Source organism: Sphaerisporangium sp. B11E5 (assembly GCF_039871875.1).
GTDB lineage: Bacteria > Actinomycetota > Actinomycetes > Streptosporangiales > Streptosporangiaceae > Sphaerisporangium.
Window position 1 is genome coordinate 113,486 of the sequence record NZ_JBDPMD010000006.1, and the last position, 26,577, is coordinate 140,062.

22 protein-coding genes and 3 tRNA genes are annotated in these 26,577 nt (G+C 72.7%); 6 read left to right on the forward strand and 19 right to left on the reverse strand.

Annotated elements, in window-relative coordinates; translation table 11 throughout:
• Nucleotides 1-6: 6 nt before the first annotated feature.
• From ABGB17_RS08365 to ABGB17_RS08390, 6 genes are all read right to left on the reverse strand, one after another.
• Nucleotides 7-3,798, reverse strand: coding sequence for a WD40 repeat domain-containing protein (locus ABGB17_RS08365; RefSeq protein ID WP_347627240.1), 3,792 nt, complete (start codon nt 3,796-3,798; stop codon nt 7-9).
• 119 nt (nt 3,799-3,917) lie between these two features.
• On the reverse strand, nt 3,918-4,334 hold the full coding sequence (locus ABGB17_RS08370) for a hypothetical protein (protein ID WP_347627241.1): 417 nt from the start codon (nt 4,332-4,334) through the stop codon (nt 3,918-3,920).
• Between the two features lie 84 nt (nt 4,335-4,418).
• Nucleotides 4,419-4,919 carry a GyrI-like domain-containing protein gene (locus ABGB17_RS08375; RefSeq protein ID WP_347627242.1) on the reverse strand — a complete coding sequence of 167 codons (501 nt, stop codon included), beginning with the start codon at nt 4,917-4,919 and terminating at the stop codon, nt 4,419-4,421.
• A 73-nt stretch (nt 4,920-4,992) separates the two neighbouring features.
• A complete protein-coding gene (locus ABGB17_RS08380; protein WP_347627243.1) occupies nt 4,993-5,985 on the reverse strand; it encodes a sigma-70 family RNA polymerase sigma factor in 993 nt (330 codons plus the stop codon).
• Nucleotides 5,982-6,677, reverse strand: a complete 696-nt coding sequence (locus ABGB17_RS08385) for a GNAT family protein (protein ID WP_347627244.1) — start codon at nt 6,675-6,677, stop codon at nt 5,982-5,984. Before ABGB17_RS08385 ends, ABGB17_RS08380 begins: the two co-directional genes overlap by 4 nt.
• A gap of 242 nt (nt 6,678-6,919) precedes the next feature.
• Nucleotides 6,920-8,248, reverse strand: a complete 1,329-nt coding sequence (locus ABGB17_RS08390) for an MFS transporter (RefSeq protein WP_347627245.1) — start codon at nt 8,246-8,248, stop codon at nt 6,920-6,922.
• Nucleotides 8,249-8,362: 114 nt separating this feature from the next.
• Between ABGB17_RS08390 and ABGB17_RS08395 the strand changes: the two genes are divergently transcribed.
• Together ABGB17_RS08395 and ABGB17_RS08400 are read left to right on the forward strand one after the other, a co-directional pair.
• The gene (locus ABGB17_RS08395; protein ID WP_347627246.1) at nt 8,363-9,169 is read left to right on the forward strand and encodes an SAM-dependent methyltransferase; all 807 of its coding nucleotides are present in this window, start codon (nt 8,363-8,365) and stop codon (nt 9,167-9,169) included.
• Nucleotides 9,170-9,363: 194 nt separating this feature from the next.
• Complete coding sequence (locus tag ABGB17_RS08400) at nt 9,364-10,215, forward strand: universal stress protein (RefSeq protein WP_347627247.1); 852 nt, start codon at nt 9,364-9,366, stop codon at nt 10,213-10,215.
• 8 nt (nt 10,216-10,223) lie between these two features.
• Here the strand turns inward: ABGB17_RS08400 and ABGB17_RS08405 are convergent, their stop codons facing one another.
• A complete protein-coding gene (locus ABGB17_RS08405; RefSeq protein ID WP_347627248.1) occupies nt 10,224-10,667 on the reverse strand; it encodes a universal stress protein in 444 nt (147 codons plus the stop codon).
• A gap of 298 nt (nt 10,668-10,965) precedes the next feature.
• Entirely contained in the window at nt 10,966-11,949 is a 984-nt protein-coding gene (locus tag ABGB17_RS08410) for an FAD-dependent oxidoreductase (RefSeq protein ID WP_347627249.1), read from the reverse strand.
• A 227-nt stretch (nt 11,950-12,176) separates the two neighbouring features.
• On the opposite strand from ABGB17_RS08410, the gene ABGB17_RS08415 reads away from it, so the two are divergent.
• Entirely contained in the window at nt 12,177-13,400 is a 1,224-nt protein-coding gene (locus ABGB17_RS08415; RefSeq protein ID WP_347627250.1) for an acyltransferase, read from the forward strand.
• Nucleotides 13,401-13,409: 9 nt separating this feature from the next.
• Here the strand turns inward: ABGB17_RS08415 and ABGB17_RS08420 are convergent, their stop codons facing one another.
• Together ABGB17_RS08420 and ABGB17_RS08425 are read right to left on the reverse strand one after the other, a co-directional pair.
• Nucleotides 13,410-14,756: a Gfo/Idh/MocA family oxidoreductase gene (locus tag ABGB17_RS08420; RefSeq protein ID WP_347627251.1), complete on the reverse strand. Its 1,347-nt coding sequence runs from the start codon at nt 14,754-14,756 to the stop codon at nt 13,410-13,412.
• Between the two features lie 41 nt (nt 14,757-14,797).
• A complete protein-coding gene (locus ABGB17_RS08425) occupies nt 14,798-15,325 on the reverse strand; it encodes a hemerythrin domain-containing protein (protein ID WP_347627252.1) in 528 nt (175 codons plus the stop codon).
• 97 nt (nt 15,326-15,422) lie between these two features.
• Between ABGB17_RS08425 and ABGB17_RS08430 the strand changes: the two genes are divergently transcribed.
• Complete coding sequence (locus tag ABGB17_RS08430; protein WP_347627253.1) at nt 15,423-15,794, forward strand: MmcQ/YjbR family DNA-binding protein; 372 nt, start codon at nt 15,423-15,425, stop codon at nt 15,792-15,794.
• A gap of 23 nt (nt 15,795-15,817) precedes the next feature.
• Here ABGB17_RS08430 and ABGB17_RS08435 read toward each other — a convergent pair whose 3' ends face one another.
• The 6 genes from ABGB17_RS08435 to ABGB17_RS08460 all read right to left on the reverse strand — a co-directional run bounded on the left by ABGB17_RS08435 (nt 15,818) and on the right by ABGB17_RS08460 (nt 19,188).
• A complete protein-coding gene (locus ABGB17_RS08435) occupies nt 15,818-16,678 on the reverse strand; it encodes a hypothetical protein (protein WP_347627254.1) in 861 nt (286 codons plus the stop codon).
• A 107-nt stretch (nt 16,679-16,785) separates the two neighbouring features.
• Entirely contained in the window at nt 16,786-17,961 is a 1,176-nt protein-coding gene (locus tag ABGB17_RS08440) for a macrolide family glycosyltransferase (protein ID WP_347627255.1), read from the reverse strand.
• A 231-nt stretch (nt 17,962-18,192) separates the two neighbouring features.
• Nucleotides 18,193-18,267, reverse strand: a tRNA-Val gene (locus ABGB17_RS08445).
• A 13-nt stretch (nt 18,268-18,280) separates the two neighbouring features.
• Nucleotides 18,281-18,351 (reverse strand) — tRNA-Cys (locus tag ABGB17_RS08450).
• Between the two features lie 16 nt (nt 18,352-18,367).
• A tRNA-Gly gene (locus tag ABGB17_RS08455) sits at nt 18,368-18,440 on the reverse strand.
• Nucleotides 18,441-18,531: 91 nt separating this feature from the next.
• Complete coding sequence (locus ABGB17_RS08460; RefSeq protein WP_347627256.1) at nt 18,532-19,188, reverse strand: ACT domain-containing protein; 657 nt, start codon at nt 19,186-19,188, stop codon at nt 18,532-18,534.
• A 295-nt stretch (nt 19,189-19,483) separates the two neighbouring features.
• Between ABGB17_RS08460 and dusB the strand changes: the two genes are divergently transcribed.
• Nucleotides 19,484-20,596, forward strand: a complete 1,113-nt coding sequence (gene dusB, locus ABGB17_RS08465) for a tRNA dihydrouridine synthase DusB (protein ID WP_347627257.1) — start codon at nt 19,484-19,486, stop codon at nt 20,594-20,596.
• Between the two features lie 20 nt (nt 20,597-20,616).
• On the opposite strand, the gene ABGB17_RS08470 is transcribed toward dusB, so the two are convergent.
• The 3 genes from ABGB17_RS08470 to ABGB17_RS08480 all read right to left on the reverse strand — a co-directional run bounded on the left by ABGB17_RS08470 (nt 20,617) and on the right by ABGB17_RS08480 (nt 25,731).
• On the reverse strand, nt 20,617-22,170 hold the full coding sequence (locus tag ABGB17_RS08470; protein WP_347627258.1) for a hypothetical protein: 1,554 nt from the start codon (nt 22,168-22,170) through the stop codon (nt 20,617-20,619).
• A gap of 13 nt (nt 22,171-22,183) precedes the next feature.
• Nucleotides 22,184-24,667: a DUF3516 domain-containing protein gene (locus tag ABGB17_RS08475; RefSeq protein ID WP_347627259.1), complete on the reverse strand. Its 2,484-nt coding sequence runs from the start codon at nt 24,665-24,667 to the stop codon at nt 22,184-22,186.
• Nucleotides 24,668-24,825: 158 nt separating this feature from the next.
• Nucleotides 24,826-25,731 (reverse strand): helix-turn-helix transcriptional regulator, encoded by a 906-nt coding sequence (locus tag ABGB17_RS08480; RefSeq protein ID WP_347627260.1) that lies wholly within the window; start codon nt 25,729-25,731, stop codon nt 24,826-24,828.
• Nucleotides 25,732-25,866: 135 nt separating this feature from the next.
• Here ABGB17_RS08480 and ABGB17_RS08485 point away from each other — a divergent pair, with 135 nt between their 5' ends.
• Complete coding sequence (locus ABGB17_RS08485) at nt 25,867-26,574, forward strand: SDR family oxidoreductase (RefSeq protein ID WP_347627261.1); 708 nt, start codon at nt 25,867-25,869, stop codon at nt 26,572-26,574.
• Nucleotides 26,575-26,577: the final 3 nt, after the last annotated feature.

Genomic DNA, 26,577 nt, shown 5'->3' on the forward strand with positions numbered 1-26,577 from the left:
CACCGGTCACGGGCACGGCGGCCGGTACGGGATCTCGTCCCCGACGTGCCGCCGCCACTCCGCCCGGGTGTAGGCGTTCCCGTTGACGGCGCAGATCCGGCCGGCGGACACCCGCTCGTCCAGCGGCCAGAGCCGCAGCGTCCCGTCCGTGCTGGTGCTGGCCAAGGTGCGCCCGTCAGGGCTGAACGCCACCGCGTGGACCAGGCCGGTGTGCCCGGTGAGCGGGCCGCCGAGCGGGACGGGCCGGGACCGGTCGGTGAGGTCCCAGAGCCGGATCGTGGCGTCGGCGGCGCCGGTGGCGAGCGTGCGCCCGTCCGGGCTGAACGCGACCGTGCCGACGCTGTCGGTGTGCCCGGGGAGCGGCGTGCCGAGCGCACGCGGCCTGGCCGGATCGGCGACGTCCCACAGCAGCACCGTGCGTTCCCCGCCGCCTCCGGCGAGGGTGCGGCCGTCAGGGCTGAACGCCACCGCGTTCACGATGCCGCGGTCGATCCGGGCGACGCGCCGTCCCTTCGCCGGATCGCGCACGTCCCAGAGCGCCACTTCGTTGTCCGCGGCGGCGAGGACACGGCCGTCGGGGCGGAAGGCCACCTCGTCGATGGTGGTGCCGCCGTTCCCGAGCGCACGGCCCGGTACGGAGGGGCGGACGGGATCGCCGACGTCCCACAGGCGAATGAAGCCGCCTGAGTCGGCGTTGGCCGCGAAGCGGCCGTCCGGCCGCATCGCCACCGTGTAGTACGCCGAGCTGCTCGTGTGACGCTCGGGACGCGGCCGGTTGAGTGGTCGCGGGCGCGCCGGATCCGACACGTCCCAGAGCCACAGCGAGTCCTCGCCGGTGAGGGAGCCGCCCCCGGTGCCGGCCAGCAGCCGGCCGTCCGGACCGAGCGACAGGGCGGCGATGTGGTCCGGCGCCTTCACCCGGCCGAGCGGTCTCCCGCGGCCGGGGCCCGCGGCGTCCCACAGCTCCACCACGTCGCCGGCCGCGACGACGACCACACGTCCGCCCGACGCGAAGGCCAGGTCCGATGCGGCGGCGCCGGGCTGCCGCTGGTCCGGGAGGTCCCACAGCCGCACCGTCTTGTCCGCGCTGCCGCTGACGACATCGTGCCCCCCGGAGCCGAACGCGATCGAGACCACATCGTCGGTGTGACCGGTGAGCGGCCGTCCGAGGGCGGCGGGCGAGTAGGGATCGGTGACGTTCCACAGCCGTAGGGTGCGGTCGTCGCCCGCGGTGGCCAGCGTGCGCCCGTCGGGGCTGAAGACCACGGTGCGGACGTCGTCGGTGTGACCGGTGAGCGGCTGGGCGGTGAGGTCGGCCTCCGCGGGCCGGGTGACGTCCCACAGGGCCACCGTGCGTTCCAGCCCACCGCCGGCCAGCGTGTGGCCGTCGGGGCTGAACGCGACCGACAGGACCGAGCCGTTCTGCGTGAGCCGGGGTCCTGTCCTGACCGGGCGGCGGGCGTCGGTGGTGTCCCACAGCAGCACCGCGCCGTCGTTGCCGGCGCCCGCCAGCAGGCGGCCGTCCGGGCGGAACGCCACCGAGTAGACGGCGCCGGTGTGCCGCAGCGGGCGGCCGAGGCGCACGGGCCTCGCCGGGTCGGTGAGGTCCCACAGCGGGATCCGCCCGTCGTTGCCCGCGGCGGCGAGGACACGGCCGCCGGGGGTGAACGCCAGCGAGTGCACGATGTCGCCGTGGGGCAGCTCGCGCTTCAGCCGGGCGGGGCGGGCGGCGTCGGTGACGTCCCACAGCAGGATCGCGCCGTCCTTGGCGGTGACGAGCAGGCGGCCGTCTGGGCTGAACGCCGCCGCGTCCAGCGAGGTGTAGTGGCCGGGATCGTCGTCGGTGGGCACCTCGGAGAGCAGGCGCGGCCGCAGGGGGTCGCCGATGTCCCACAGCCGCAACCGCTCGTCGCGGCCCACGGCGGTCATCAGGTGACGTCCGGGGCTGACGGCCACCGCGGCGACCTCGGCGCCGGTCGTGGCGAGGGTGGCGGACAGCGGGGTCTGTCCCACCGTGAGCAGCCGGGTGTAGGTCTCAGGGCCGGGACGCATGCGGTGCGCCACCAGGGTGAGACGGGCGGAGAGCGACACGTCGGAGGGGGCGGCGCGGTCGGCCTCGGCCAGCACCCGGTTGTACACCGCGAGGTCGCGCTGGCGCAGGGCCTCGGCTTGCTGGCGCAGGGCCTCGCCCCCGGTGCGGAACGCGTACACCGCGGCGGTGGCGGCGATGACGGCCAGCACGGTGAGGACGGCGATCACGCCGGTGCGCAGGCGCGCCGCGCGTCCCTCCTGCCTGACGCCGGCGGTGAGGAACGCCCGGGCGGCGGGGCTCAGCTCGCCGGGCGGGACCGACGCGGCCCAGTCGCGGGTGACGGCGAGACGGTTGCCGCGGAACACCAAGGAGGGGTCGCGGCCGCCGCGTTGCCAGTCGCTCGCGGCGTCCTCCAGGTCCTGGTGGATCAGCCGGCCCGCCCGGTCGTCGTCGATCCAGCGCCGCAGCCTCGGCCAGCTTCGCAGCAGGGCCTCGTGGGTGATCTCCACGGTGCCCTGGTGGAGGCTGAGCAGCCGGGCGCGGGCGAAGGTGTCGACCACGGTCTCGGTGGTGGCCGGGTCGGCGCTCGCCCCGATCAGCTCGCCGCGCGACAGGCGCCGCCGGGTGTCGTCGCTCGCCTCGCCGATGCGCACCAGCCGCAGGAACGTCGCCCTGGCCACCCGCTGCCCGGCGGCGTCCAGGCCGGTGAAGGCGCTGTCGGCGGTGGTGGCGACGGCGCGCTGGATGCCTCCGGTGAGGCGGTAGCCCTCCACGGTGAGCGTCGCGCCGTGCCGCTGCTGCCAGGTGGCCCGCAGCGCGTGCGCCAGCAGCGGCAGCCGTCCCGCCTCGTACGCCGCGCCGCCCGCGCCGCCCGCGCCGTCCCCGGGTACCACGCCGAGGTCGCGCAGCAGCAGTTCCACAAGGCCCGGCTCGATGTCCAGGCCCACGTCCTGGGCGGGGTGCACGATCGCCTCGCGGATCTCGGCGGCGGACATCGCGCCGAACACCAGCGGGCCGCGTTCCAGCGCGGAGCGCATCCTCGGGAACCCGGCGCACGCGCCGTAGAAGTCGCCACGGATCCCGGCCACGACGATCGCCACCGGCCCGCCGCCGTCGCCCGGGTCGTCCGCCATCGAGGCGAGGGCGTCGATGAACGCGCGCTGCCGTTCCTCGTCGCCGGCGCTCAGGGTGAACAGCTCCTCGAACTGGTCCACCACCACGGCGACCCGGCCGCCCCCGCCGCCGGAGCGCGCGCGGAGCATGGCCGCGGCCTCGCCCGGGTCGGCCTCGAGCGCCTCGGCCACCTCAGCGGGATCGTCATGGGTGAGGGCGCAGAGCTGGGTGGCCAGGGCGCGCAGCGGCGCGGCGGTGGGCGTGAACACCATGCGGGCCCAGCGGGCCGACCCCGGCACGGCGCCCTGTTCCAGCCGGGGCAGCAGCCCGGCCCGCAGCAGCGACGACTTCCCGGCTCCCGACGGGGCCACCACCACCTGGATGCCGCCCTCGCGCTGCCGCGTGTCCAGGCGGGCGGTCAGCTCGGCGATCAGTCCGTCCCGCCCGAAGAACCACCGCGCCTGCTCGGGCCCGAACGCCGCCAGCCCCGGGTACGGGCACTCCGGCACCGGCCCGCCCGCCACGGCCCGCCGCCGCGCGTCCCCCGTCTCCCCGTAGTGGAAGTGCTGGTCCCGCGCCGCCTGGAACACTCGCGCCTGCCCCGACGCGTACGCCTCCACCCGCACCTCGGGAAGCCGTGCCTCGGGTTCCACGGATGCCGGTTCACGCGGGTCTGGTTCCCGTGCTTCAGGAACCTGCCCGCCGGGATCGCCGGGTTCCGGTTCCCGTTCCTCTGGTGCAGGCGGTTCCGGCTCGTGGGGGGTGGGCGGGGTCACCGTTCGGTGATGTGCTGGTCGCCGGCGGACTGGTAAACGCGGGCGTTGCCGGAGGCGGTGGCGGTGGCGTTGAGCACGACCGGGGCGGGAGGAGGCGGCGCGGCGGGGGGCGGGGCGCACACCTCGCCGAGCAGGCGGCGCAGCTCCAGGGCCATGGTGGGGTCCTCGCGCAGCAGCCGCTGGAGGCGGACCTGCCAGGCCTCGGCGATGGTCGTCTCGGCCTCGGTGTCCCCCTCCTCGCGGCAGGCGAGCACCTCGGCGCGCGCCTCGGTGAGCTCCCGCTCCACCGCGGCGGCCTCCTCCGGGCGGACCCTGCGCCACAGCGTGACCACCCCGGTCCTGGCCTGTTCCCACGCGTCCGTGGCGATGGCGGTGATCAGGGCGGTACCGGCGGCCAGCACGATCGGATCCATGCCCGTCCCTTACATTCCGTAGACCGGGATTCACGCTAAATGATCCACCCCGATCACCGCCAGCGGGGCGTCATGGTGTGAAGGTCATGACGCCTTGGTGAGGTACGCCAGCTCCGTGGACCAGGTCTCCGGGTCGGGGGACTCCTCGGGGTCGGTCAGCCAGAAGTCGAACCGGCCGCGCCAGACCTCCACGCCGTTCTCCACGTGGGTGTCGAAGCGGACGCCGTTGCCGGCCGCCCACGTGTCGACCTCCTGGATGGTGTGGGACAGGCGGTCGGGGTGGCCGTCGTGCACGGCCACCAGGTAGCGGCCCGCGGGGATGGTGCCGGCGATCACGCGGCCGTCGCCCTCGACGGGGGTGGGGACGGGGACGCCCACCTCCAGGCGGAACTCGCGCTCCCGGTCGCCGGCAACCCAGTACCGGTAGAACGGGGGACCGGCGGGGCTGACGCCGTGGGCGGCGAGCCAGGCGAACATCTCGGGGACCAGGGCGTTGACCTCGCCCCAGCGGGCGAAGGACGCGGTGATCGGGATGGCGGCGTACGGGCGGGCCTCGCGGTACTCCACGGTCGGGGTCACGGGCATGGGTCACCTCTGGATCGGTCGTCGGTCACTTCTCGCCGAGGTATACCGAACGGGCCGCCGGAACTCATCGGTGTCACGGGAGAAAGGCCGGCAATCCGAACCGGGGCAGGTCGGGGGCGGCGTCGAGGTACGAGTGGAGGGCGGCGAGGCGGCCGTCCCGCGGTTCGGCCACGATCAGCGCCCACGGCCGGTGGCGGCCCGGGCCGGCGGGGGCGCCGTCGCGGCCGGCGGGCAGGTAGTGGCCGAAGGCGGGGTGGCCGTTGGCGGTGGTGGGGAGCAGGCGGGAGCCCTTGCAGAAGTCGCTGTGGAGCAGGGCCTCGCGGATGTGGGTCCGGCCGCGCAGCCACCACCGGAACGGCGGCATGGACATCGTGGCGTCCTCGCGCAGCAGCGTGACCAGCGCCTCGACGTCGTAGCGCTCGAAGGCGGCGGCGTACCTGTCGATCAGGTCGCGGTGGGCCGCTTCCAGCGGCGCGGGGGGATCGGCGGGCACGCGGTCGCCCATGGTGGCGCGGGCCCGCTGCAGGGCGCTGTTGACCGACGCCACGGTGACGCCGAGCAGCGCGGCGACCTCGGCGGACGTCCAGGCGAGCACGTCGCGCAGGATCAGCACGGCCCGCTGCCGGGGCGGCAGGTGCTGCAGCGCCGCCACGAACGCCAGCCGGATCGTCTCCCGCGCGACCGTCACCTCGGCGGGGTCGCCGCCGGCGGCGATCACCCGGTCGTCGTGCACCGGCTGGATCCACGCCTCGGGGGGCAGCGGCTCCCCGATGGGCGAGCCGGGCCGCGCCGCCGGGCCGAGGTCCATGGCGACGGCCCGCCGGGCCCGGCCGCGCAGCATGTCCGAGCACACGTTGGTGGCGATGGCGAACAGCCACGTCCGCACGCTCGCCCGCTCCCCGTCGTACCGCTCCCGTGCCCGCCAGGCGCGCACCATGGTCTCCTGCACGGCGTCCTCGGCGTCCGCCGCCGCGCCGAGCATCCGGTAGCAGTACCCGGTCAGCTCGACCCGGTGCGCCTCGAACGTGTAGTGGATCTCGGCCCCCGCGGGGCTCGGCCGGGTCACGCCGGTTCGTCACCCGCGGAGGGGCAGGCGCGCCACTCGGAGGCGAGGAGGCCGTACAGCAGGTCGTCGGTCCACTCGCCCTTGATCCAGATGTGCCGGCGGCGCAGGCCCTCGCTCTGGAAGCCGAGGCGTTCGAGCAGCCGGGCCGACCGGACGTTGCGCACGTCGCAGCCGGCGGAGACCCGATGCAGGCCGCGCTCGGTGAACAGGTGCCCGAGGAAGGCGGTCAGCGCCTCGGTGGCGTACCCCTTGCCCTGGTACGCGGCGGCCAGGGTGTAGCCGATCTTCGCCTGTCTGCGGTTCCGGTGGAGTTTGACGCCGATGTCGCCGATGAGCGTGCCGTCGAGGTCGATGGCGTACGAGAACCAGCCGGGTTCCTCGGGGTCGCCGGAGGCCAGGGCGGCGACCAGGGTGACGGCGCGCTCCAGCGGGAACGGGGTCTCCCACACCTGGTAGCGGGCCACCTCGGGGTCGGAGCGGTAGGCGGCCAGCGCGGCGGCGTCGTCCGCGTGGAACCGGCGGATGGTGAGTCGGTCCGTCGAGAGCAGCACCCGCGAAGTATCGCCGATCACGCCGAGCACGTCCCACCCGTCCCCGGAGTCGATCCGCGGACGGCCGTGGCACCCCAGCGCCGGCGCGGCACGGGTGACCCGCCGCGGGCCGCTCACCGCGACCCCCGCGGGTGCGGGCACCGGAGTACGGGGAGGTCCACGGGCATGGGTCTTCCTTCGGATCCGGCCGCTGAACAAGCGGTTGGTGCTGAGGAGAAACTCTGCACGACTCTAGTGGAAATGTTTCGGGGCGCAAGACCTGGTCTCCCGAAGGTGGATCGATCCGGCCTATCGTTGCGGCTGCTCACCTGGGGTGCGCATCAGAAACGTTTCGGGGTGGGTTAGATAGTTTTCTGACCCCGTGATCGTGCACGTGCATATGCTCACGCAGGCGTGGCTTCGCGGGCGTTGTCGGCGTCCGCCCGCGGGCGCACCCGGCCCCGGACGGCGAGCCCGAAGGCGGCGACAAGGAGCCCCGCGATCCCGGACAGCACGAACGGCCCGGCGGGGCGCCACACGTCGTACAGCACGCCGCCGAACCCGGAGACGATCATGATCCCGGCCGCGCCGCAGAGGGTGTGCACCCCGAACGCCGAGCCGCGCACCGCGGCGGGCACCTGCTGGGCCAGCAGCGGCCCCGCGGTGGTGATGCCCGCGATCTCGCCCACCCCGATGAGCACCGCGACGATCACCATGCCCGAGCCCAGCGGGTCGCTCACCAGCAGCGTCGACAGGTACGCCACCGCGGCCACGAGCTGGGCGGCGATGACGAGGTTCTGCCGCGGCACCCGGTCGCCGAGCCACCCGAACACCGGCGCGCACAGCAGCGCCACCGTCTGCGAGATGCCCACCACGGCCCCCGCGCGGGCCACCGCCTCGGCGCTGGACATGCCGCGCTCGGCCACCGCGAAGTCGGTGATCCACAGCGTCATGAAGCCCACCACGATCGCGAGGTCGGCCCGCGCGACGAACGACGCGGCGTACGACAGCGCCACCCCGGGGTCGCGGGCCAGCACCACGCCCTCGCGCACCAGGCGGACCAGCGGCGGGTGCTCCCCGGGGGCGGGGGCGGTCGTCCTCGCCAGCGTCAGCCACAACACCCCGGCCAGCACGACGATCCCCGCCGCGATGAGCAGGAACGACAGCCGGGTCGCCGCCACCGGCGCCAGGCCGCGCGACTCCATGATCTGCGGCAGCCGGGCCAGCAGCAGCACCGCGACCACCGCGCCGATGCCGCCGAACACGCCGATGAGGCCGTACGACTTGCCGCGCGACCGGGTGCGCACGTAGTCGATGGCGATGGTGGAGAGCATCGCGTTGATCGCGGCCACGCCGAGCCCGAACACCACGCGCAGCGCGACCAGCACCGCCGTGTTCCCCGCGAACGGGAACAGCGCCACGCCGAGCGCGCACAGCCCGAGCCCCGCGAGCACGATGATCCGGCGCCCGAAGCGGTCGGCGAGCGCGCCGTACCACGCCAGGCTGACGATCATCGCCAGCTCGGCCGCGAAGCCGAGCAGGCCGACGACCCGGCCCTGCGCCGACTCGGGCACGCCGAGAACGGTCGTCAAGATGTGCGGCTGAGTCGAGGGAAGGAACGAGATCACCGCGGTGCCCGCGGTCGCCATCGACAACAGCGCCCACATGTTCCCCGTGGTGATCCCGTCGGCGAGCTGCGCGCCCAGCACTCGGCGCGTCCGGTCTGCGGCCATGGGAGGATCATGGCATTCTGCGTGGGTAGTGCAACGCTTTTACCGACACATACGGCTTTTCACGTGTTGACGGTTAGGATCCCACCGCATGACGCCGACACCAGGAGGACTCTCATGAATCCCGCCGCGATCGGGGGCGGTTTCAACCCAAATATCCCTAATGCGGCGCGGATGTATGACTATTTCCTCGGCGGCAAGGACAACCTTCCCGTGGACCGTGAGGCCGCCCAGCAGGTGCTGCGCTACGTCCCCGAGGTCCCCATCGGCATCCGGGAGAACCGCGCCTTCCTGCAGCGGGCCGTGCGCTACCTGGCCGGGCAGGGCATCCGCCAGTTCCTGGACATCGGCGCCGGCCTGCCCACGCAGCGGAACGTCCACCAGGTGGCGGGGGAGTACGCCCCCGGCGCCCGCACGGTGTACGTCGACAACGACCCGCAGGTGCTCGCGCACGCCCGCGCCCTGCTGCAGGACAGCCCCCTGGTGCTCGTCGTGGAGGGCGACCTGCGCGACCCGGGCCGCATCATGGACGACCCCGACGTGCGGGCCCACCTGGACTTCAGCCAGCCGATCGCCGTCCTGCTGCTGGCCATCGTGCACTTCGTCCCCGACTCCGACGACCCGGTGGGCATCATCGCGCGCATCAAGGAGTCGCTGGTCCCCGGCAGCCACCTCGCGTTGTCGCACGTCGTGATCGACGAGCGCCCGCAGGCCGCGCCCGGCGTGGAGCGGGTCTACCAGAGCGCCTCTGCGCCGTTCGTGGCCCGGATGTCCGACGAGGTCACGCCCTTCTTCGACGGCCTGGAGCTGGCCGAGCCCGGCATCGTCAACCTGCACGAGTGGCGGCCCGACACCCACCACTTCACACCGCGCCTGGAGCAGGTGGGGGCGTACTTCCTGTGCGGGGTCGGCCGCATCCCCTAGGCCTGTTCCCCGCACGAGCCGCAAAGCCCTGGTCAGGTGCTGTGTGCCCGGTACGGTGAGTGCCGGTGCGGGCCGTCGAGGGCGATGTGCGGGCCGCGGTGTGACCGAGGTCCCGGGGCCCGGTGACCTCCGGCAGTCCCGCGCGCCCGCCGGTCGCGGTGTGATGGACTTGAGCCTTGAACAGGGAGGTCATCATGTCCGGACCGATCGTGGCCGGGGTGGACGGCTCCGGCTCGGCCGCCGCGGCGGTCGAGTGGGCCGCCGAGGAGGCGGTGCGCCGGGGGGTGCCGCTGCGCGTCGTGCACGTGCGCGAGCCGTGGGCGGGGGAGGACGAGCCGCACCTGGACGCCCCGGACGGCGAGCACCACGAGGACGTCCTCACCGAGGCCGCCGAGGCGGCACGCAAGCGGGCGCCCGGCCTGGAGGTCACCACCGCGCTGCTCACCGGCACGGTGGTCGCGAGCCTGCGCGCGGAGTCCGAGACCGCCGCGCTGGTCGTCATCGGCAGCAGGGGCATGGGCGGCTTCGCCGAGCTGCTGCTCGGCTCGGTGGGCATGGGCCTCGCCGGCCACGCCCGCGGGCCGGTCGTCGTGGTCAGGGAGACCGGCGGCGAGCGGCGCGGCGAGATCGTGGCCGGGTACGACGGGTCGCCGCACGCGGAGGCCGCCCTGCGGTTCGCCCTGGAGCAGGCGGCCAGGCACGGTGCCCGGCTGCGCGTCGTGTACGCCTGGCCCGCGCCGCCGCCGGCGCCGTACGGCCTCTCCTACGGCGACCTGGTGCAGGCGGCCTTCGACGCCGAGGCGAACCGGGTGCGCGAACGTGTGGCCGCCTGGCGTGAGGAGTACCCCGGCGTCGACGTCCGCGACGAGGTGGTCGTCGGCCACCCCGTGCCCGCCCTCACCGAGGCCTCCGAGCAGGCGGATCTGGTCGTGGTCGGCTCCCGCGGCAAGGGCCCGCTGGCGTCCCTGCTCGGCTCGGTGAGCCATGGCGTGCTGCACCACGCGCACTGCCCCGTGGCCGTGGTCCGCCCACCTGAGCAGAGCTGACCGCGCGGTCACACCGGCGCGGGGGCCGGGGCGAGGAACCGTACGGTGTAGGACATCCTGCCCGGCAGGTCCGGTGCCGTGCAGACCAGCACCGGGCACGGCGCGGACCTCAGCACCGCCGTGACCGTCGAACCGTCCAGCGGGCGCTGCCCGTACCCCGCCCCGATCACCAGCAGCGCCGCGTCGGCCGCGTGCCGGGTGAGCACCTCGCCCGGCCGGCCGGCCGCGATCAGGCACCGCACCGCGACGGATCCCGCCGCGCTCAGCACCGAGGCCACCAGGTCGTCCAGTGCCCTGCGCGCCGCGTCGGTGACGACCTCGCCCTCCCGGCCGACCCGCACGACATCCAGCCGGGCCTCCCGCTCGCGCGCCTCCTCGCCGGCCCTGCGCAGGGCGGCGAGAGCGTGCGGCGAGTCGTCCATCCCCACGACGACGTATTCAGGTTGAGACATACGGTCTCTCCCTTTCCTAGGCTTTGACCGGAATTGCACACTTCACCGGAGTTCTCTCACGGAACACCGCACACATTTCCACCTCCGCCCCCATTGCCGACACAGGCGGCTTCTGGCCACGACAGTGGTCCCCAAAAGGCCGTACGCCCCGCAAGTGACGCCTACCGATAAAATCAAATAATCCCCACCAATACCGCGAGAATCCCCATATCTCGCGCTTGGTATTTCCGGACACTCTCCCAGAATCCGGTCACCCGGTGGTGTCAGGGGAGGTAACCCTCTGTAGTGCTGTGAGGGTTCAGGCGTGCGCGGGGTGGAGGGCCCGGCGGGTCACCTCGCGGGCGCAGGGCCAGGAGAAGGCGACGGCGGCGCCGCTGTGGCCGTAGTTGTGGATCACCCGCGTCCCGCCCACGAGTTCCTCCTCCAGGCGGATGGCGGAGCGGGAGGCGCGGAAACCCACCTCCACGGAGAGGACACGGGCCTCGGCGATGCGGGGCTCCACGGCGGCGCACCGAGAGATGATCTCCTCGGTCTGCACGGGGTCGGGCGTGCGCGACCAGTCGTCCCGGGTGGCGGTGCCGCCGAGGACGAGGCGGGAACCGTGCGGCATGAACATGGTCATCGCCTTGGCGCGGCTGAACTGGAAGAAGTAGGTGTCCAGGCCGGGGTTCTCCACCACCACGTGCTGCCCGCGCACGGGGTGGACGTCCGGGTCGGGGACGAGGTGACGCGCCTCGGCGCCCGCGCAGTTGACGATCACGGGGGCCTGCGCGGCGGCCTCGGCGAGGGACTCGAACCGGCCGATCTCCAGCACGCCGCCGGCGGCGGTGAGGCGGCCCGTGAGGTGGCGCAGGTAAAGCGGCATGTCCACGACGGGGGTGGACAGCCAGAAGGCCTCGGCGAAGCCCGCGTGCTCCTCGGGCGCGCACGGGCGGTGGCCGGGCAGGGGACGCGCCCACGAGACGTCCTGCGCGCGGTGGCTCACCCAGCGGCCCGGCATGACGCTCACCCCGGTGCCCGGCCGCCCGGCGAGGGCGGCGAACTCGGCCACGCCCTCCCGGTGCCGGCGCATCATGGTCTCGATGGGGGGCCAGCTCTCCGCCTCGTCCGGCGGCGCCAGCGAGGGCCCCATGAGCACGGCCAGGGCCACCGCGGACGTGGTGGCGAGCGGCGGCTCGGCCGCCCGCACCAGGACCGGGACCCCCTGCTCCGCCAGGCACACCGCCGTGGTCAGCCCGGTCACCCCGGCACCGATGACCAGTACGTCCGGACGACGCGCCACGGTACCTCCTCGGCCCGGCGGACGGAGGCGGAGCCTGCCCCCACGCCAGCATCCACGCGCCGTCCCTGGAGGTTCAACCTGGCCGGGCCCGCGTAGGGGCACCCCTACGGCAGGGGGGACACGACCGGCGCGGTATGCCGGTACCGCCGTGCGGCCCGGTGGTGCGGTATGCCGGTACCGCCATGCGGCCCCGGCGGTGCGGCGGGTCCGCTAGTACATTGGCGCGTGTGCCGGGCAGAGCGGGTGGAGAGGCGGTGCCGGTGACGTCGGCGAGGCTAGCGTGGCTGGACGCGTTGCGGGGCGTGGGGGCCATGGCGGTGTTCGCCGAGCACCTGGTCCCATGGGTGATCCCGTCGCTGCGGTCCTACCAGTTCAGTCTCGGCGTCTACGGCGTGCTGGTGTTCTTCCTGGTCAGCGGCTACATCATCCCCACGTCCCTGCAACGGCACGCCGACCCGGGCGCCTTCTGGATCGGGCGCCTGTCGCGCCTGTACCCGCTGTACCTCGCGGTCTGCGCCCTGGTGCTCGCCGTCGGCCCGTGGGTGCCGCCCCGCCCGACCGTGGTCGCGGACGCCTCCGCGGTGCCGGCGCACGCGACGATGCTGCTGGACGTCCTCGGGGTGGGCGGCCTCGCCGACACCATGTGGACGTTGTCCTACGAGATGGTGTTCTACCTGCTGGTCACCGCCCTGTACGTCACCCCGGGCCGCGCCGGCCGGCCGTTGCCCGCGCCCGCCGTGCCGTTCGCCCTCGGGGCCGTGGTGGCGGGGCTGCTGCTGACGGGGCCGCCGCTGTCCGGCACCTGGTTGCCATGGGTGGCGGGCGCGGTGTTCGCCAGCGGGCTGGCCTGCCTGATCGCGGGCCGGTTCACGGTCACGGCGGCCCGCGTGCTCGGCCTGACGGCGCTGGCCCTGCTGGTGCTGAGCAGCAGGGTCCCGTGGTTCGGGCTCGCCGTGCTGGCCGTGATGTTCGCGGGCACCGCGATCCGCCGCTGGGAGGACGGCGAGGGGAGCCTGTGGCCGGTCGCGGTGACCGCCGCGCTGGTGCTGCTGGCCCCGGTGAACGCCCCGCAGGCCGGGTGGTGGTGGGTGCAGCCGGACGTGTGGGTCACCACGATCGTGCTCGCGGCGGCGACGTTCGCCGGGGGCATGGCGCTGCGCGGCCGCCGCCTGCCCCGGTGGCTGGTCTGGCTCGGCGCGGTCAGCTACTCGGTCTACCTGCTGCACCACCCGCTGCTGAAGTACTTCGTGGAGCTCACCGGCGACCTGCGCGGCGCGCCCCTGCCCGCGCAACTGGCGATGGCGGCGCTGTTCACCGCGGCCGTCCTGCTGGCCGCCACCGTCACCTACCGCCTAGTCGAACGTCCCGGCCAGGCCCTCGGCCGCCGCCTGATCGCCCGCCGCCGCGCCGCCCGCCCCGCGCCGTCCGAGGTGGCCGCCAAGACCGGTTGAGGCGGGGGTCTAGAACCGGTCGCCCAGGTCCAGCAGGTCGCGCACCCGCACGGCCTTCCCGGTGGCCAGCGACTCGTTGCCCGCCAGCCCAGTCAGCAGCGACAGCGCCCCGTCGCGCTCGGTGGCGCGCCGCCCGAGCGGGTCCGGTGCCGTCGTGGGGGAGAACAGCGCCGCCGTCATGCGGGCGTCGGCGCCGCCGTGGCCCTCCCGCGTGTGGTCGCCGAGGTCGACGTCGTACCCGGTACGCCAGAACGGGTGCACCCGCACCCGCGCCCATCCCTGCTCGGCCTCGGCGCTGTGCGGCGACGCGCCCCTCAGCCCGCCGCCGCGCGGGGAGACGTGGTCGTTCTCCACGACCTCCAGCTCCAGCCGTCCCCCGCTGCCGTTGAACATGACCCGGTAGCCCTCCCACGGGGAGTAGGCCGTCAGGTGGTAGCTCATCGTCGCGCCGGTGGAGTAGCGCACCACCACCGCGAGGTCGTCCTCGATGGTGACGCCCGGCGCGAACACGTTCCGGTCGCGGTGGTACCCGTCGTAGGTCTCGTTGTCGAGGTACAGCCGCCGCAGGCTCTCGCTGCCGGCGAGGTGCAGCGCGAACGGGTCGCCGGCCGCCTCCGCCGCCCCGTGCGCCCGGTCGTAGTCGCGCGCGTAGCCGTGCCGCCTGCCCTGCTCGTCGCCGTAGAAGAACAGCCGGCCCTCGGCGTACACCCGCTCCGGCACGGCGCCGAGCCACCAGTTGACCAGGTCGAAGTGGTGGGTGGCCTTGTGCACCAGCAGCCCGCCGGAGTTCGCCTTGTCGCGGTGCCAGCGCCGGAAGTAGTCGGCGCCGTGCCGGGTGTCGAGCAGCCACTCGAAGTGCACCGACCCGACCTCGCCGATCTCACCCCCGGCGAGCACCCGCCGCACCGCCTCGTGCACCGGGTTGTACCGGTAGTTGAACGTCACGGTGACCCGCCGTCCGCTGCGCTCCACCGCGTCGAGGACGGCACGGCACCGGGCGGCGTCGATGGTCATGGGCTTCTCGGTGACCACGTCCCGCCCGGCGTCCAGGGCGGCGACGATGTACCGGTCGTGCACCCGGTCCACGGTGGTGACCAGCGCGACGTCCACCTGCTCCTCGTCCAGCATCCGCAGGAAGTCCGCCGCGTCGTGGACGGCCACCGGGGCCAGCCCGCGCGCGACCAGCGCGTCGTTGTGGTACCGCGCACGGCCGGGGTTGCTGTCGGCCAGCGCGACCAGCTCGCAGTGCTCGGCGTGGTCGGCGGTGAGCGCCCGGACGAACATCCCGGCCCGCGCGCCGGTGCCGACGATCGCGTACCGCGTACGCCGCCCGCCGGACGGTGAGCCGCTGGACATGCTGCCTCCTCGTGAAGCCGTGAGCGGTCGCCGCGGTGGCCTCAGTCGCCGGGCTCCTCGTCGCCCGGCCGGCGCAGGAAGGCGGGCGTCACCTCGGTCCAGGCGGGGACGGCCAGCGAGTCAAGCGCCGCGGTGATCTGCCGTTCCTCGTACGTGAAGTGCGACTCCAGGATCGCCGCCAGCCCGTCGAGCTCACCCTTCACCCGCCGGGCCTCCGTCTCCGGCACCGGCGGCTCGACCCCGTCGAGCAGATCCTCCATGCGGCGTAAGATCGCGGCGACCAGGTGATGGTCCTGCTCGAGACGCTCGATCACCGCCCCCAGCTCCGGATACCGCCGGGCCAGAACGGGGAACGCCCCGTCGTCCTCCCCGGTGTGATGCCGCTCGACCGCCGCGCAGAACGCCAGGCAGTGCGCACGTAACTCCCGCGACCACTTCCCCCGCCCGGCCAGGTGGGCCCCGGCGTCCTCCCGCAGCCGGTCGAGCTCCTCGCGCAACGCGTCATGCACCTCGGCCAGCCGCTCACCGAACGCCGCCAGCCGATCGCCCGCCCCGCTGGAACTCCCCATCGCCTCGCCATGATCCCACCGCCTCCGCCGCCACGCCACGCCTTTCTGTCGGCGGCGTCGCGTAGTGTTCCCTGGATCCCGACGGACGGAGGCACAGGTGGAAGAAGACGCGCTGGCGAGGGTACGGAAGCTCTGCCTGTCCCTCCCCGAAGCGGTGGAGAAGTCCTTCGGCGGCCACACCGCCCCGTCCTTCCGCGTCCGCGACAAACTGTTCGTGATGACCAGCGAGGACGGCACCTCCATGACCTTCAAGGCCGCCCCCGGCATCCAAGAGGCCCTCGTCTCCTCCGCCCCCGACCGCTACTTCGTCCCCGCCTACGTCGGCACCAAGGGCTGGGTGGGCGCCCGCCTCGACACCCCCCAGGACTGGTCCGAGCTCGCCGAACTCATAGAAGACAGCTACCGCCTGATAGCCCCCAAACGCCTGTCCGCCCTCCTGGACCACCAGCCCCCCGCCCCGACCTCCTGACGGCCAGGCGTGGCCCTCGGTCACTAGGGTCCAGTCGTACCTGTGCGGATCTCGCGGGCCAGCCTCCGCAGCCAGGGCTGGGTGAACGTGGGCTCGGCGGCGAGGTGGCGCGCCATCGCGGCACGCACCTCGGGCGAACGGCCCCGCTCGACGTACGCGACGGCCTCGGCCAGGGCCGTGGTGACCTGCTCGGTGTGCCGTGGTTCGGTCACGCTCTCGTCGTCCCACAACGCACGCCGGAAGGACGGCGCGATCTTCTCCTGGTGGTCGCCGAGGTACGACCACACCACCCCGGGCACGGACACGTTGGCGATGGCGCTTCGCGGCAGCTCAGCGGGCCACCCGGCGTCCTGCCACCAGCGCCACGTGTCGGGGCTGGCCCTGCGGCGGGCCGTGATGCCGAGGAACCGCAGCTTGAGCCGGATCACGTCCCACTGCTCCCGCTCCTCGGCGATCCAGTCCCGCAGCAGGTCGTACAGATGGCCGAAGGTGTGCCCTCCGTAGACCAGGTCGGCGAACACGATCGGCCGGTCCCGCCGCGCCATCTTGTACGGGCTCACCTTCATCGCCTCGAGATCGACCCGCAACTGCCGCACTTCGTAGGGCCGCAGCGGAGTCTCGTACCGGTACGAGAACGGCAGCAGCCGCACCCGTCCCGGCCGTGAGGTCCCGGCGAGCATCCCGGAGAGCAGATCGAAGACACTGTCGGCGGAACGTCCGACGAAGTAGAGGTCACCGTCCCCGCTCCGCGCGAGGATCTTCGCCGCGCACTCGACCAGCGCCTCAAGAAACGGCGGCTCGAATTCAGCGACGCCGTCCAGGAGCGACCCGAGCTGATCACGCCGCACCAGGTCCCACCGGAACGGCTGGTAAGGGATCGTCACCCACCCATGCTCCCGAACCCACCCCCCACAGGGCATCGCATTTTTCGCCGCACCGCGCCACCTCCGCCGGCCCGCTCCGGTCGCGGGCCGGCGGAGGCTCCCGATCCTCAGCCGAGGAACGACTCCACGGCCGCCACGGCCCGCTCGATCCCCCCTTCCGCCCGCACGGCGGCCCGGAGCTCCGCCACCCGCGCCGCGACCTGCGCCGACCCCGCCACGCGCTCCACCGCCTCCCGCAACGTCACCGCGTCGACCGCGTCACCCGCGAGCCGCACCCCCACCCCGAGCTCCTCCAGCCGCGCCGCGTTCCCGAACTGATCCACGGCCTGCGGAACCGCTACCGTGGGCACCCCGTACCAGAGGGACTCCGCGCACCCGCCCATCCCCGTATGCGTGACGAACGCCGAAGCCACCTCGAGCACCGCGAGCTGCGGCACCCGCCGGCGCACCTCGACCCCTGGGGGAAGCACCCCGAGCTCCGCAGGGTCGACCCGGTCCCCGACCGCCATCACCACATGCCAGTCCGCCCCCGCGAACCCCTCGACACATGCCCGGTAAACGGGCAGCTGCTCGGTGTAAGCCGTCCCGAACGAAACGAGCAGCACCCGCCGCCCATCCCCAGGTGGCTCCCACCCGCCCTCCGCCATCCGCGCCGGATCCAGGCACGGCCCCACGAACCGCACCCGCGCCGGAACCCTGTCCGCGTGCGGCTGCATGGCGCGAGGAATCAGCGAGAGCACATCCCCCGGAGACCCCAGCCATTCCCAGGCGTCCACCCCGACCCCGTTCGACCGGAGCCACTCGTTGAACGCCGCGTGATAAGCCCTCCCCGAAGCCGACCCCCGAACAGCGGAAAGCACCTCCGCCATGTCCGCCTCGTAGCCCTCCCACGCCACGTAGGTAGGGGAAAGCTGCACCGCCCGGACCCCGTAGCGCACCCCGAGCAGCGGCCCCGCCAGCCCTCCGATGTCGTACAGGACGAGATCCGGCCGGTCGGCGTCGAACCTCCCCACAAGCCCCGGCCACACCGCCACCGCCTCATCCAGGAACACCCGCATGGCCTCTCCCGGATCCTGCGGCCACGCCTCCTCCCCGAGCGGAAACCGAGACGGATGCCCCACCACGCCGGCCCCGGTGGCGGCCACCAGCTCCCGAAGCGGCTCCCCGACGACGTAACTCACCCGATGCCCCCGGGCGACGAGCTCCCTGATGATCCCCAGCGAGGGATAGACATGGCTCGGCGCAGTACAGCCGACCATGACGATGTGCTGAGCAGTACGCATGCTGTTGTCCCTGCCTGATCCCGAGTGGACGTACTCAGGCGGCGCGCGGGAGAAACCCCTGATGAGAAGGGGGTGTCAAAGGGGCCGCCCGATCCACGAGCAGGCCCGGCACGTCACGCCGCCTCAGGCGCGGCGCATGCGAATCGAGTCGATCATGTCCCTGATCCTAACCTGGCTCATCCGCGACCGGCGACTCGATTTCCCGCCAGGGGTCTTACCGATACTCCGAGGTGGTGGGCGATACTGGGATTGAACCAGTGACCTCTACCGTGTCAAGGTAGCGCTCTCCCACTGAGCTAATCGCCCGGGCATTGCTTTGAGGTGGAGACGGGATTTGAACCCGTGTACGCGGCTTTGCAGGCCGCTGCCTCGCCTCTCGGCCACTCCACCGGGTGGGACTTCTTCGAGCGGACGACGGGATTCGAACCCGCGACCCTCACCTTGGCAAGGTGATGCTCTACCAGCTGAGCCACGTCCGCGTGTCGCCGTCGGGACCGCTCGGGCGGTCTCGTGCGACGGGATGGAACTCTATCGGAGATTCCTGGTTGTGCCTAACCGGCGCGAGGGGCGTCAGCCGGTTCTGGAGCCGCGGAAGGGGCGGGAGAGGCTGCGTTCCAGCGCGGGGAGGGTCAGGAAGATCTCGAGGATCCTCGTGAGGCGGTGGACCTCGATGCGGTGGAAGGGGGGGCCGTCGGCGCGGGCCAGCACGAAGGTGAGGGCCAGTGGGGGAAGGGGGGCGGCGATCACGTGGAGGCCGTCGTCCATGGTGGTGGCTTGGGGGCGGGGTGGGGTGACGGCGGGGAAGGTGACGTCGTCGGGGGCGCGCCAGCTCTTGTGGACCAGGGTGCGCGGGGGGCGTTCGGTGGCGGCGGCGGCCCAGTCGGCGCTGAACAGGACGGGGAGGGAGTCGATCAGGGTGGCCAGCGCGCGGTCGCCGGCGGTGGTGATGTACTTCAGGACCTCCAGCTCGGGGTAGGTGCCGGGGGCCTCGCGGGTGGTCCAGACGCCTTCGACGTTGATGCCGGGGACGGACTCCAGGGCGTCGACGAGCGTCTGGCGGGTGGAGGAGTCGGGCCAGTGGACGGTGAGGTCGTCGACGGCGCGGCCCTCGCCGCGTTCGAGCACGGTGAGCTGGATGATGTCGGCGCCGGCGACACCGAGCACGCGGGTGACCTGGCCGAGCGACCCCGGCCGGTCGGGGAGGGTGATTCGCAGGCGCAGGAGCATCCGCCGGCCTCCTGTGTGTCGAAGTGTCAGGTAAGGCGGCCTGTGATCCCAGGGTAGCCATACGTGTCCGGTGGTCGCCCGGCGGGTCGCCGCACATTTGCCGCAAGGCCTGGTCGGTATGCATCGTTTGGGCGGGTGCGGGAAATGCTGAAGGCGAAATCGGGGAGGCGAGGGAGTCCGAGCTGGTTTCGGGGAAGAGCACCGGGGGGAGCCGGGGGTGCGGGGCGCGCGAGATGGGTTGCCCGGGTTTGGGCTGGGTGAGAAGCCGGGTTCGGGTTCAGGTAGAAATTACCGGGTGAAGATAGGCACGATCGATGTGTGGCCTCCGGTGGTGCTCGCGCCGATGGCGGGGGTGACCAACGCGCCCTTCCGTACATTGTGCCGTGAGCAGGGCGGCGGGTTGTACGTCTCGGAGATGATCACCAGCCGGGCGCTGGTGGAGCGGAACCCCAAGACGATGGCGATGATCCGCTTCGCGGACGACGAGACGCCGCGCAGCGTCCAGCTCTACGGGGTGGACCCCGAGACCGTCGGCAAGGCGGTGCGGATCGTCGCCGAGGACGGGCTGGCCGACCACGTCGACCTGAACTTCGGCTGTCCGGTGCCGAAGGTGACACGAAGAGGCGGCGGGGCGGCGCTGCCGTACAAACGGGAGCTGCTGCGGGCCGTGCTGCGCGCGGCGGTGACCAACGCCGGGACGTTGCCGGTGACGATGAAGATGCGCAAGGGCATCGACGACGACCACCTGACGTACCTGTCGGCCGGACGCATCGCGGCGGAGGAGGGGCTGAGCGCGATCACGCTGCACGGCCGGACGGCCGTGCAGCACTACGGCGGGGTGGCCGACTGGGACGCCATCGCCCGGCTCAGGGACGCCGTGCCGGAGATCCCCGTGCTGGGCAACGGCGACATCTGGACGGCCGCCGACGCGGGGCGCATGATGGCCCGCACCGGGTGCGACGGCGTGGTCATCGGCCGGGGATGCCTCGGCCGCCCGTGGCTGTTCCGCGACCTGAACGGCCTGTTCAACGGCGGCGCGTCCCCCACCGTGCCCGCCCTCGGCGAGGTCGCCGCCACGATGGCCCGCCACGCCCGCCTGCTGGTGGAGTGCTTCGGCCGCGAGGCTCAGGGCGTGCTGGACTTCCGCAAGCACGTCGGCTGGTACCTCAAGGGCTTCACCGTCGGCGCCGACGTGCGCCGCTCCCTGGCCACCGCCGCGACCCTCACCGAACTCGACGAACACCTGTCCCGCCTCCCCGCCGACCAGCCCTGGCCGGGCCCGGCCGCCGACGGCCCCCGGGGCACCTCGGCCGGACGCACCCGCGTCCACCTGCCCGACGGCTGGCTCGACGACCCAGACGGCGCGGCGGTGCCGCTGGACGCCGAACTGGACGTCTCGGGCGGCTGACCCCGCCCCCGAAGCCGGACTCAGTAGAAGTCGGAGCGATCCACCATGACGCCGCAGCCGGGCAGGCGGCGGTGCTGCTCGACCCAGTCCTCCACCGGTGCCAGGCCGGTGATCGGCAGGGACGCGATGGAGACCGCTTCGTCACGGGCGCCGGCTGTGAGCTCACCGAGAAGCCGCCGCGTGGCCTCCCGCTGACCCCCCGGTAGGCGCGCCCACGCCTCAGCGGTCCGCGCGGCCTTGCCAGCCTTGTAATCGTGCAGTACCCAGTCGAGTCGATCGTCCACGTGAAGAACGGCGATCAACGCCGCGTCATGGGCGGCCGGGGGCACTTGCTCACCGGCCCTCTCACCCGCGAGCCGCCAGGTCGAGGTACGCCAGCGCGAGAAGGTCTCCACCCAGTCGGGCTCGCCGGGGTCCTCGGACAGCGCTCGCATCCGCCGCGTCATGAGATCACGCTCCACCAACGTGCCGCCGGCGAGGACGATCGCCGAACGGGGGTAACGGGACGACACGGTCGGATCGCACAGAAGGCCCACGACGAACGTCTCCAGGCCCGTCAGGGCGTTCAGAGACGCCGACGCCTCTTTCAGCCCGGGGGAGTGCCCGCCGTGGACGACCCTGTTCCGCAACTCGGCGATCTTCTCCGCCCAGTCCCTGACCGGGCCCGGGTCCTTCACGCTCCACAGCCCACCGAGACGACCGGAGTACCGGGTCCGTACCCGGGCGAGGACGCCGGCGCGCTCGTTCGCGAAGATGTCGCAGGCGTTCTCGGGCCGGGTACGTTCCTCCCACAGAAGATGTAGGAGCAGGTCGTCCAAAAACACCTCGGCGGCGGTGGCAGCCGCCAGGACCGCGCCACGGTAGTCCCCGAGCCGGTACAGGGCCAGTCCGGCTTGGCGGCGGAGATCCACGTAGGTCATGAAGGCTGAGCGGTCGCGTTGGATGGCCAGATCGAGGGCGTCCATCTGGCCAGGCGTCAACTCGGGCTCCGCGACGTGGCCGACGACGGAGTGCAGGTTGACCAGGTACAGCGAGACCTCACGTGGCCAGCCGTCGTCCGCCTCGCCGGCGCGTCGCCACGCCGTCGGGATCATCGGCGGCAGCGTTTCCCTGGTGGCGAGCTTCACCGGGCGCTTCGTGACAACGGCGTAGGCGCGCTGAACCCTGCGCACGCAGTCCAGCACGCGATCGAATGCCTGACTCGTCGACTCCTCGTCATGGTCCCGGCCTTCTTCGAGGATCACGGCGGCTTCGACGATCGTCAGGTCCCGCTCCAGCCCGGCCCGGTTCTCTGGGATCTCCATGCCTTCGGGGGGAAACGCCGCTCTGGCCACCGACAGGGTGGAGTCGAGCTCGAAAGGGTCGTGCCACCTGGTTCGCCGCTGCCAGAACCTCAGGGAGACGAGCATCTCCTCGATCGGCAGGTTGTGATCTTCGTCTGCGCATCGGCCGTCCTCGTGCAGGAGCCGGAGCGCGTCCACCATGTGCCGCTGGTACGTGAACGGGATCGTGGTCCCGTGCGGCACAGGAAGGGGATCCGGCAGGGCGAAGAACCAATAGACGACGTCAGGCATGGCGGCGGTCTCGTCAGAGGCGGTCCAGGGCGGTCACATGGAGAACGGCGTGGCCTTCCTCGTCGGAGGCCGCTAGGTCGACCTGGGCGGAGATGCCCCAGTCGTGGTGGCCGGCGGGGTCGTCCAGGATCTGGCGGACGTTCCACAGGTCCTTCTCCTCCTCGATCATCAGGAGGGCGGGGCCGCGGGCGTTCGGGCCGGTGAGGATCTCCTCGTGCTCCTCGTAGTAGGCCGCCAGGGCGTCCTCCCAGTCGATGTCGGCCGCGGCCTCCAGGTCGTCGTAGCGTTCGCGGGCGGCCAGTTCCACCAGGCGGAACATGGCGTTGCGTACCAGCACGCGGAAGGCGCGGCGGTTGGCCGTGACGGGGCGGGTGGTCTCCTCCACGGGACGGTCCAGGGCGTCGTCGGTGGGGTTCTGGAGCTTCTCCCACTCGTCCAGCAGGCTGGAGTCGACCTGGCGGACCAGCTCGCCCAGCCACTCGATCAGGTCGTACAGTTCGTCGGTCTTCATGTGGTCGGGCACGGTGCGGCTCAGCGTGCGGTAGGCGTCGGCGAGGTAGCGCAGGACGGCGCCCTCGGAGCGGGAGAGCTCGTAGTACTGCACGTACTCGCCGAAGGTCATGGCCCGTTCGTACATGTCGCGGACGACCGACTTGGGGCTGACGGCGTGGTCGCCCACCCAGGGGTGGCCGCGGCGGTAGGTCTCGTAGGCACCGAACAGCAGGTCCTGCAGCGGCATGGGGTAGGTGACCTCGGTCAGGAGCTCCATGCGCTCCTCGTACTCGACGCCGTCGGCCTTCATCTGGGCCACGGCCTCGCCGCGGGCCTTGTTGAGCTGGGAGTGCAGGATCTGCCGCGGGTCGTCCAGGGTGCACTCGACGATGGAGACGACGTCCAGGGGGTAGGTCGGGGACTCGGCGTCCAGCAGCTCGAAGGAAGCCAGGGCGAACGTCGACAGGGCCTGGTTGAGGGCGAAGTCCTCCTGCAGGTCCACGGTGAGGCGGGCGCGGCGGCCCTGGTCGTCGGGCTCGCGCAGCGTCTCGACGACGCCGCCGGCCAGCAGGGAGCGGTAGATCGCGATGGCGTGGCTGATGTGGCGGCGCTGGGCCCGGCGGTCCTCGTGGTTGTCGGTGAGCAGCCGCTTCATCGCCGCGTAGCAGTCGCCGGGACGGTTGATCACGGCGAGCAGCATGGCGTTGCTGACCTTGAAGCGGGACGTCAGAGGCTCGGGCTCGGCCTTCTGCAGCCGCTCGAACGTCTCCTCGCTCCAGTTGACGAACCCCTCCGGCGGCTTCTTGCGCACCACCCGGCGCCGCTTCTTCGGGTCGTCCCCGGCCTTGGCCAGCGCCTTCTCGTTCTCCACGACGTGGTCGGGCGCCTGGCACACGACGTACCCGAGGGTGTCGAACCCGGCCCGCCCGGCGCGGCCGGCGATCTGGTGGAACTCGCGGGCACGCAGCAGCCGCACCCGGTTGCCGTCGAACTTGCTGAGCGCGGTGAACAGCACGGTGCGGATCGGCACGTTCACCCCGACCCCGAGCGTGTCGGTGCCGCAGATGACCTTCAGCAGCCCGGCCTGTGCCAGCCGCTCCACCAGCCGCCGGTACTTCGGCAGCATGCCGGCGTGGTGCACCCCGATGCCGTGCCGCACCAGCCGGGACAGCGCCCGCCCGAACTTGGTGGTGAACCGGAAGTGGCCGATCAGCGCCGCGATGGCTTCCTTCTCGGCCTTGGTGGACATGTTGACGCTCATCAGCGCCTGCGCCCGCTCCATGGCCGCGGCCTGGGTGAAGTGCACGACGTACACCGGCGCGGACCCGGTGGACAGCAGCTCCTCCAGCGTCTCGTGCAGGGGCGTGAGGCGGTAGCTGTAGTACAGCGGCACCGGACGGGTCGCCGACCGGATCACGGCCGTCTCGCGGCCGGTGCGCCGCGTCAGGTCGCTCTCGAACCGCGTGACGTCCCCCAGCGTGGCCGACATCAGGACGAACTGGGCCTGCGGCAGTTCCAGCAGCGGCACCTGCCACGCCCACCCGCGGTCCGGCTCGGCGTAGAAGTGGAACTCGTCCATCACGACCTGCCCGACGTCGGCCCGGGCGCCGTCGCGCAGCGCGATGTACGCGAGGATCTCGGCGGTGCAGCAGATGATGGGCGCGGTGGCGTTGACCGCGGCGTCGCCGGTCATCATGCCGACGTTCTCGGTGCCGAACACCGCGCACAGGTCGAAGAACTTCTCCGACACCAGCGCCTTGATCGGCGCGGTGTAGAAGGTGCGCCTGCCGTCCGCGAGCGCCGCGAAGTGGGCGCCCGCCGCCACCAGGCTCTTGCCCGACCCGGTGGGTGTCGCGAGGATCACGTTGTTCCCCGAGACGACCTCGATCAGCGCCTCCTCCTGCGCCGGGTACAGCGTCAGGCCACGCCCGGCGTTCCACTCGATGAACGCCTCGAAGAGCGCGTCGGGGTCAGGGGTCTCGGGGAGGTGCTGGAGGAGGCTCACATGTCAATAGTGCCGAAGTCCGCGCGATGGTCCAGCCACCCTGTGGACAACCGGGCCCCGGCCGGCCGGTGGACACGGCGGTTCAGGCGGAGCCGCCAGGCCCCCGTGACGGCCAGGCCCCCGTGACGGCCAGGCCCATGTGACCGGGCCGGCCGCGTTCAGGCGGACTCCAGCCCCGCGGCCTCGCGGGTGGCCCCGTTCATCGCGGGCCCCGGCACGAACACCGGCGCGAGCCCGGCCTCCGCCATCTCGCGCAGGCGGCGCAGCGCCCGCATGGAGGGCGACCCCGGCTCCACGGTGTACACCACGAGCCGCTGGTCCCGTTCCGGGATGTCGAGCACCTGGCACACCACGTCCACCGGCCCCACCACGGGGTGCTCCAGCCGTTTGGGCTGGTCGCGCCGCACCGCCACCTCGTGCGCCGCCCACAGCTCGGCGAACTCCGGGCTCAGCGCCAGCATCTCGGTCACCAGATCGCGGATGCCCCGGTCACCGGGGTACCGCGCGGCGGCGGCCCGCAGGTCGGCCACGCACAACCGGGCGAACCGGCTCTTCTCCTCGCTGCCCATGTGCTCGCGCAGGTGGGGCGAGGTGAACACCCACCGCACCACGTTGCGGTGGTCCGGCGGCACCGACTCAAGGCCCCCCATCAGCGCGGACGCCATCGTGTTCCACGCGAGGATCTCGTACCGCGCGTCCATGACGTACGCCGGTACGTCCCCCATCTGGGCGAGCAGCAGCCGGATGCCAGCCGGCACGTCCTGCCGTGGCCCGCCCGAGGGCCGCAGCGGCGTGGGGCAGGCCAGGTTGTACAGGTAGGACCGCTCGTCGCTGGTGAGCATGAGGGCCCGGCTGAGGGCGTTGAGCACCTGCCGCGACGGCACCGGCCCCCGGGCCTGCTCCAGCCTGATGTAGTAGTCCACCGACATCCCGGCGAGCTGCGCGACCTCCTGCCGCCGCAGCCCCGGCGTGCGCCTGCGCCCGCCGTCCGGCAGCCCGACGTCGTACGGCCGCACCTTGGCCCGGCGGTCGCGCAGGAATTCGGCCAGCTCGTTCCGGTTCATGCACTCCAGCATGACGGTTCGCCGGGCCATGTGGGTGGTACCGCCGATCCCACTCGAGGACGCCCGGTGGTACCGCCGGTACCAGGCTCGGGAGGTCTCTCCCGCCCTCGGCGCCCCGGCCGGAGGGTGGTCCCCATGACCAACGCATTGATCACCGGCGCGAACAAGGGCATCGGCTTCGAGATCGCCAGGGAGCTGCACGAACGGGGCGTCACCGTGCTGATCGGCGCCCGCGACGAGGAGCGGGGCCGCGCGGCGGCGGAGAAGCTCGGCGCCAGGTCCGTCCGGCTGGACGTCACCTCGGACGACTCGGTGAAGGCGGCCGCCGCCTGGATCGAGGAGCAGTACGGCGTGCTGGACATCCTGGTGAACAACGCGGGCATCATCGTGCCCCAGGACGACATGCGGCCGAGCGCCACCCCGCTCGAGGTGCTGCGCGCCACCTACGAGACGAACGTGTTCGGCGTGGTGGCGGTCACCAACGCGATGCTGCCGCTGCTGCGCCGCGCCCCCGCCGCACGCATCGTGAACATGTCCAGCGGCCTCGGCTCCCTCACCCTGGGCTCCGACACCTCCATGCCCTTCTACGACCTCAACCTGCTGACGTACAACTCGTCCAAGTCGGCGCTCAACATGGTCACCCTGTCCTACGCCAAGGAGCTGCGCGACACCCCCATCAAGGTCAACGCCGCCGATCCCGGGTACTGCGCGACCGACATCAACGCCCACTCCGGCCCCCGCACCGCCGCCCAGGGCGCGGCCGTCGCCGTACGGCTGGCGCTGCTCCCGGACGACGGCCCGACCGGCGCCTACATGGACGACGAGGGGAACCTCCCCTGGTGAGAC

Bases quoted from the DNA above. Each gene is read 5' to 3' on its own strand.
- ABGB17_RS08370 (WP_347627241.1), bottom strand. From the start codon at position 4,334: ATGGATCCGATCGTGCTGGCCGCCGGTACCGCCCTGATCACCGCCATC.
- ABGB17_RS08375 (WP_347627242.1), bottom strand. From the start codon at position 4,919: ATGCCCGTGACCCCGACCGTGGAGTACCGCGAGGCCCGCCCGTACGCC.
- ABGB17_RS08390 (WP_347627245.1), bottom strand. From the start codon at position 8,248: ATGGCCGCAGACCGGACGCGCCGAGTGCTGGGCGCGCAGCTCGCCGAC.
- ABGB17_RS08395 (WP_347627246.1), top strand. From the start codon at position 8,363: ATGAATCCCGCCGCGATCGGGGGCGGTTTCAACCCAAATATCCCTAAT.
- ABGB17_RS08400 (WP_347627247.1), top strand. From the start codon at position 9,364: ATGTCCGGACCGATCGTGGCCGGGGTGGACGGCTCCGGCTCGGCCGCC.
- ABGB17_RS08405 (WP_347627248.1), bottom strand. From the start codon at position 10,667: ATGTCTCAACCTGAATACGTCGTCGTGGGGATGGACGACTCGCCGCAC.
- ABGB17_RS08420 (WP_347627251.1), bottom strand. From the start codon at position 14,756: ATGTCCAGCGGCTCACCGTCCGGCGGGCGGCGTACGCGGTACGCGATC.
- ABGB17_RS08425 (WP_347627252.1), bottom strand. From the start codon at position 15,325: ATGGGGAGTTCCAGCGGGGCGGGCGATCGGCTGGCGGCGTTCGGTGAG.
- ABGB17_RS08440 (WP_347627255.1), bottom strand. From the start codon at position 17,961: ATGCGTACTGCTCAGCACATCGTCATGGTCGGCTGTACTGCGCCGAGC.
- ABGB17_RS08460 (WP_347627256.1), bottom strand. From the start codon at position 19,188: ATGCTCCTGCGCCTGCGAATCACCCTCCCCGACCGGCCGGGGTCGCTC.
- ABGB17_RS08470 (WP_347627258.1), bottom strand. From the start codon at position 22,170: ATGCCTGACGTCGTCTATTGGTTCTTCGCCCTGCCGGATCCCCTTCCT.
- ABGB17_RS08480 (WP_347627260.1), bottom strand. From the start codon at position 25,731: ATGAACCGGAACGAGCTGGCCGAATTCCTGCGCGACCGCCGGGCCAAG.
- ABGB17_RS08485 (WP_347627261.1), top strand. From the start codon at position 25,867: ATGACCAACGCATTGATCACCGGCGCGAACAAGGGCATCGGCTTCGAG.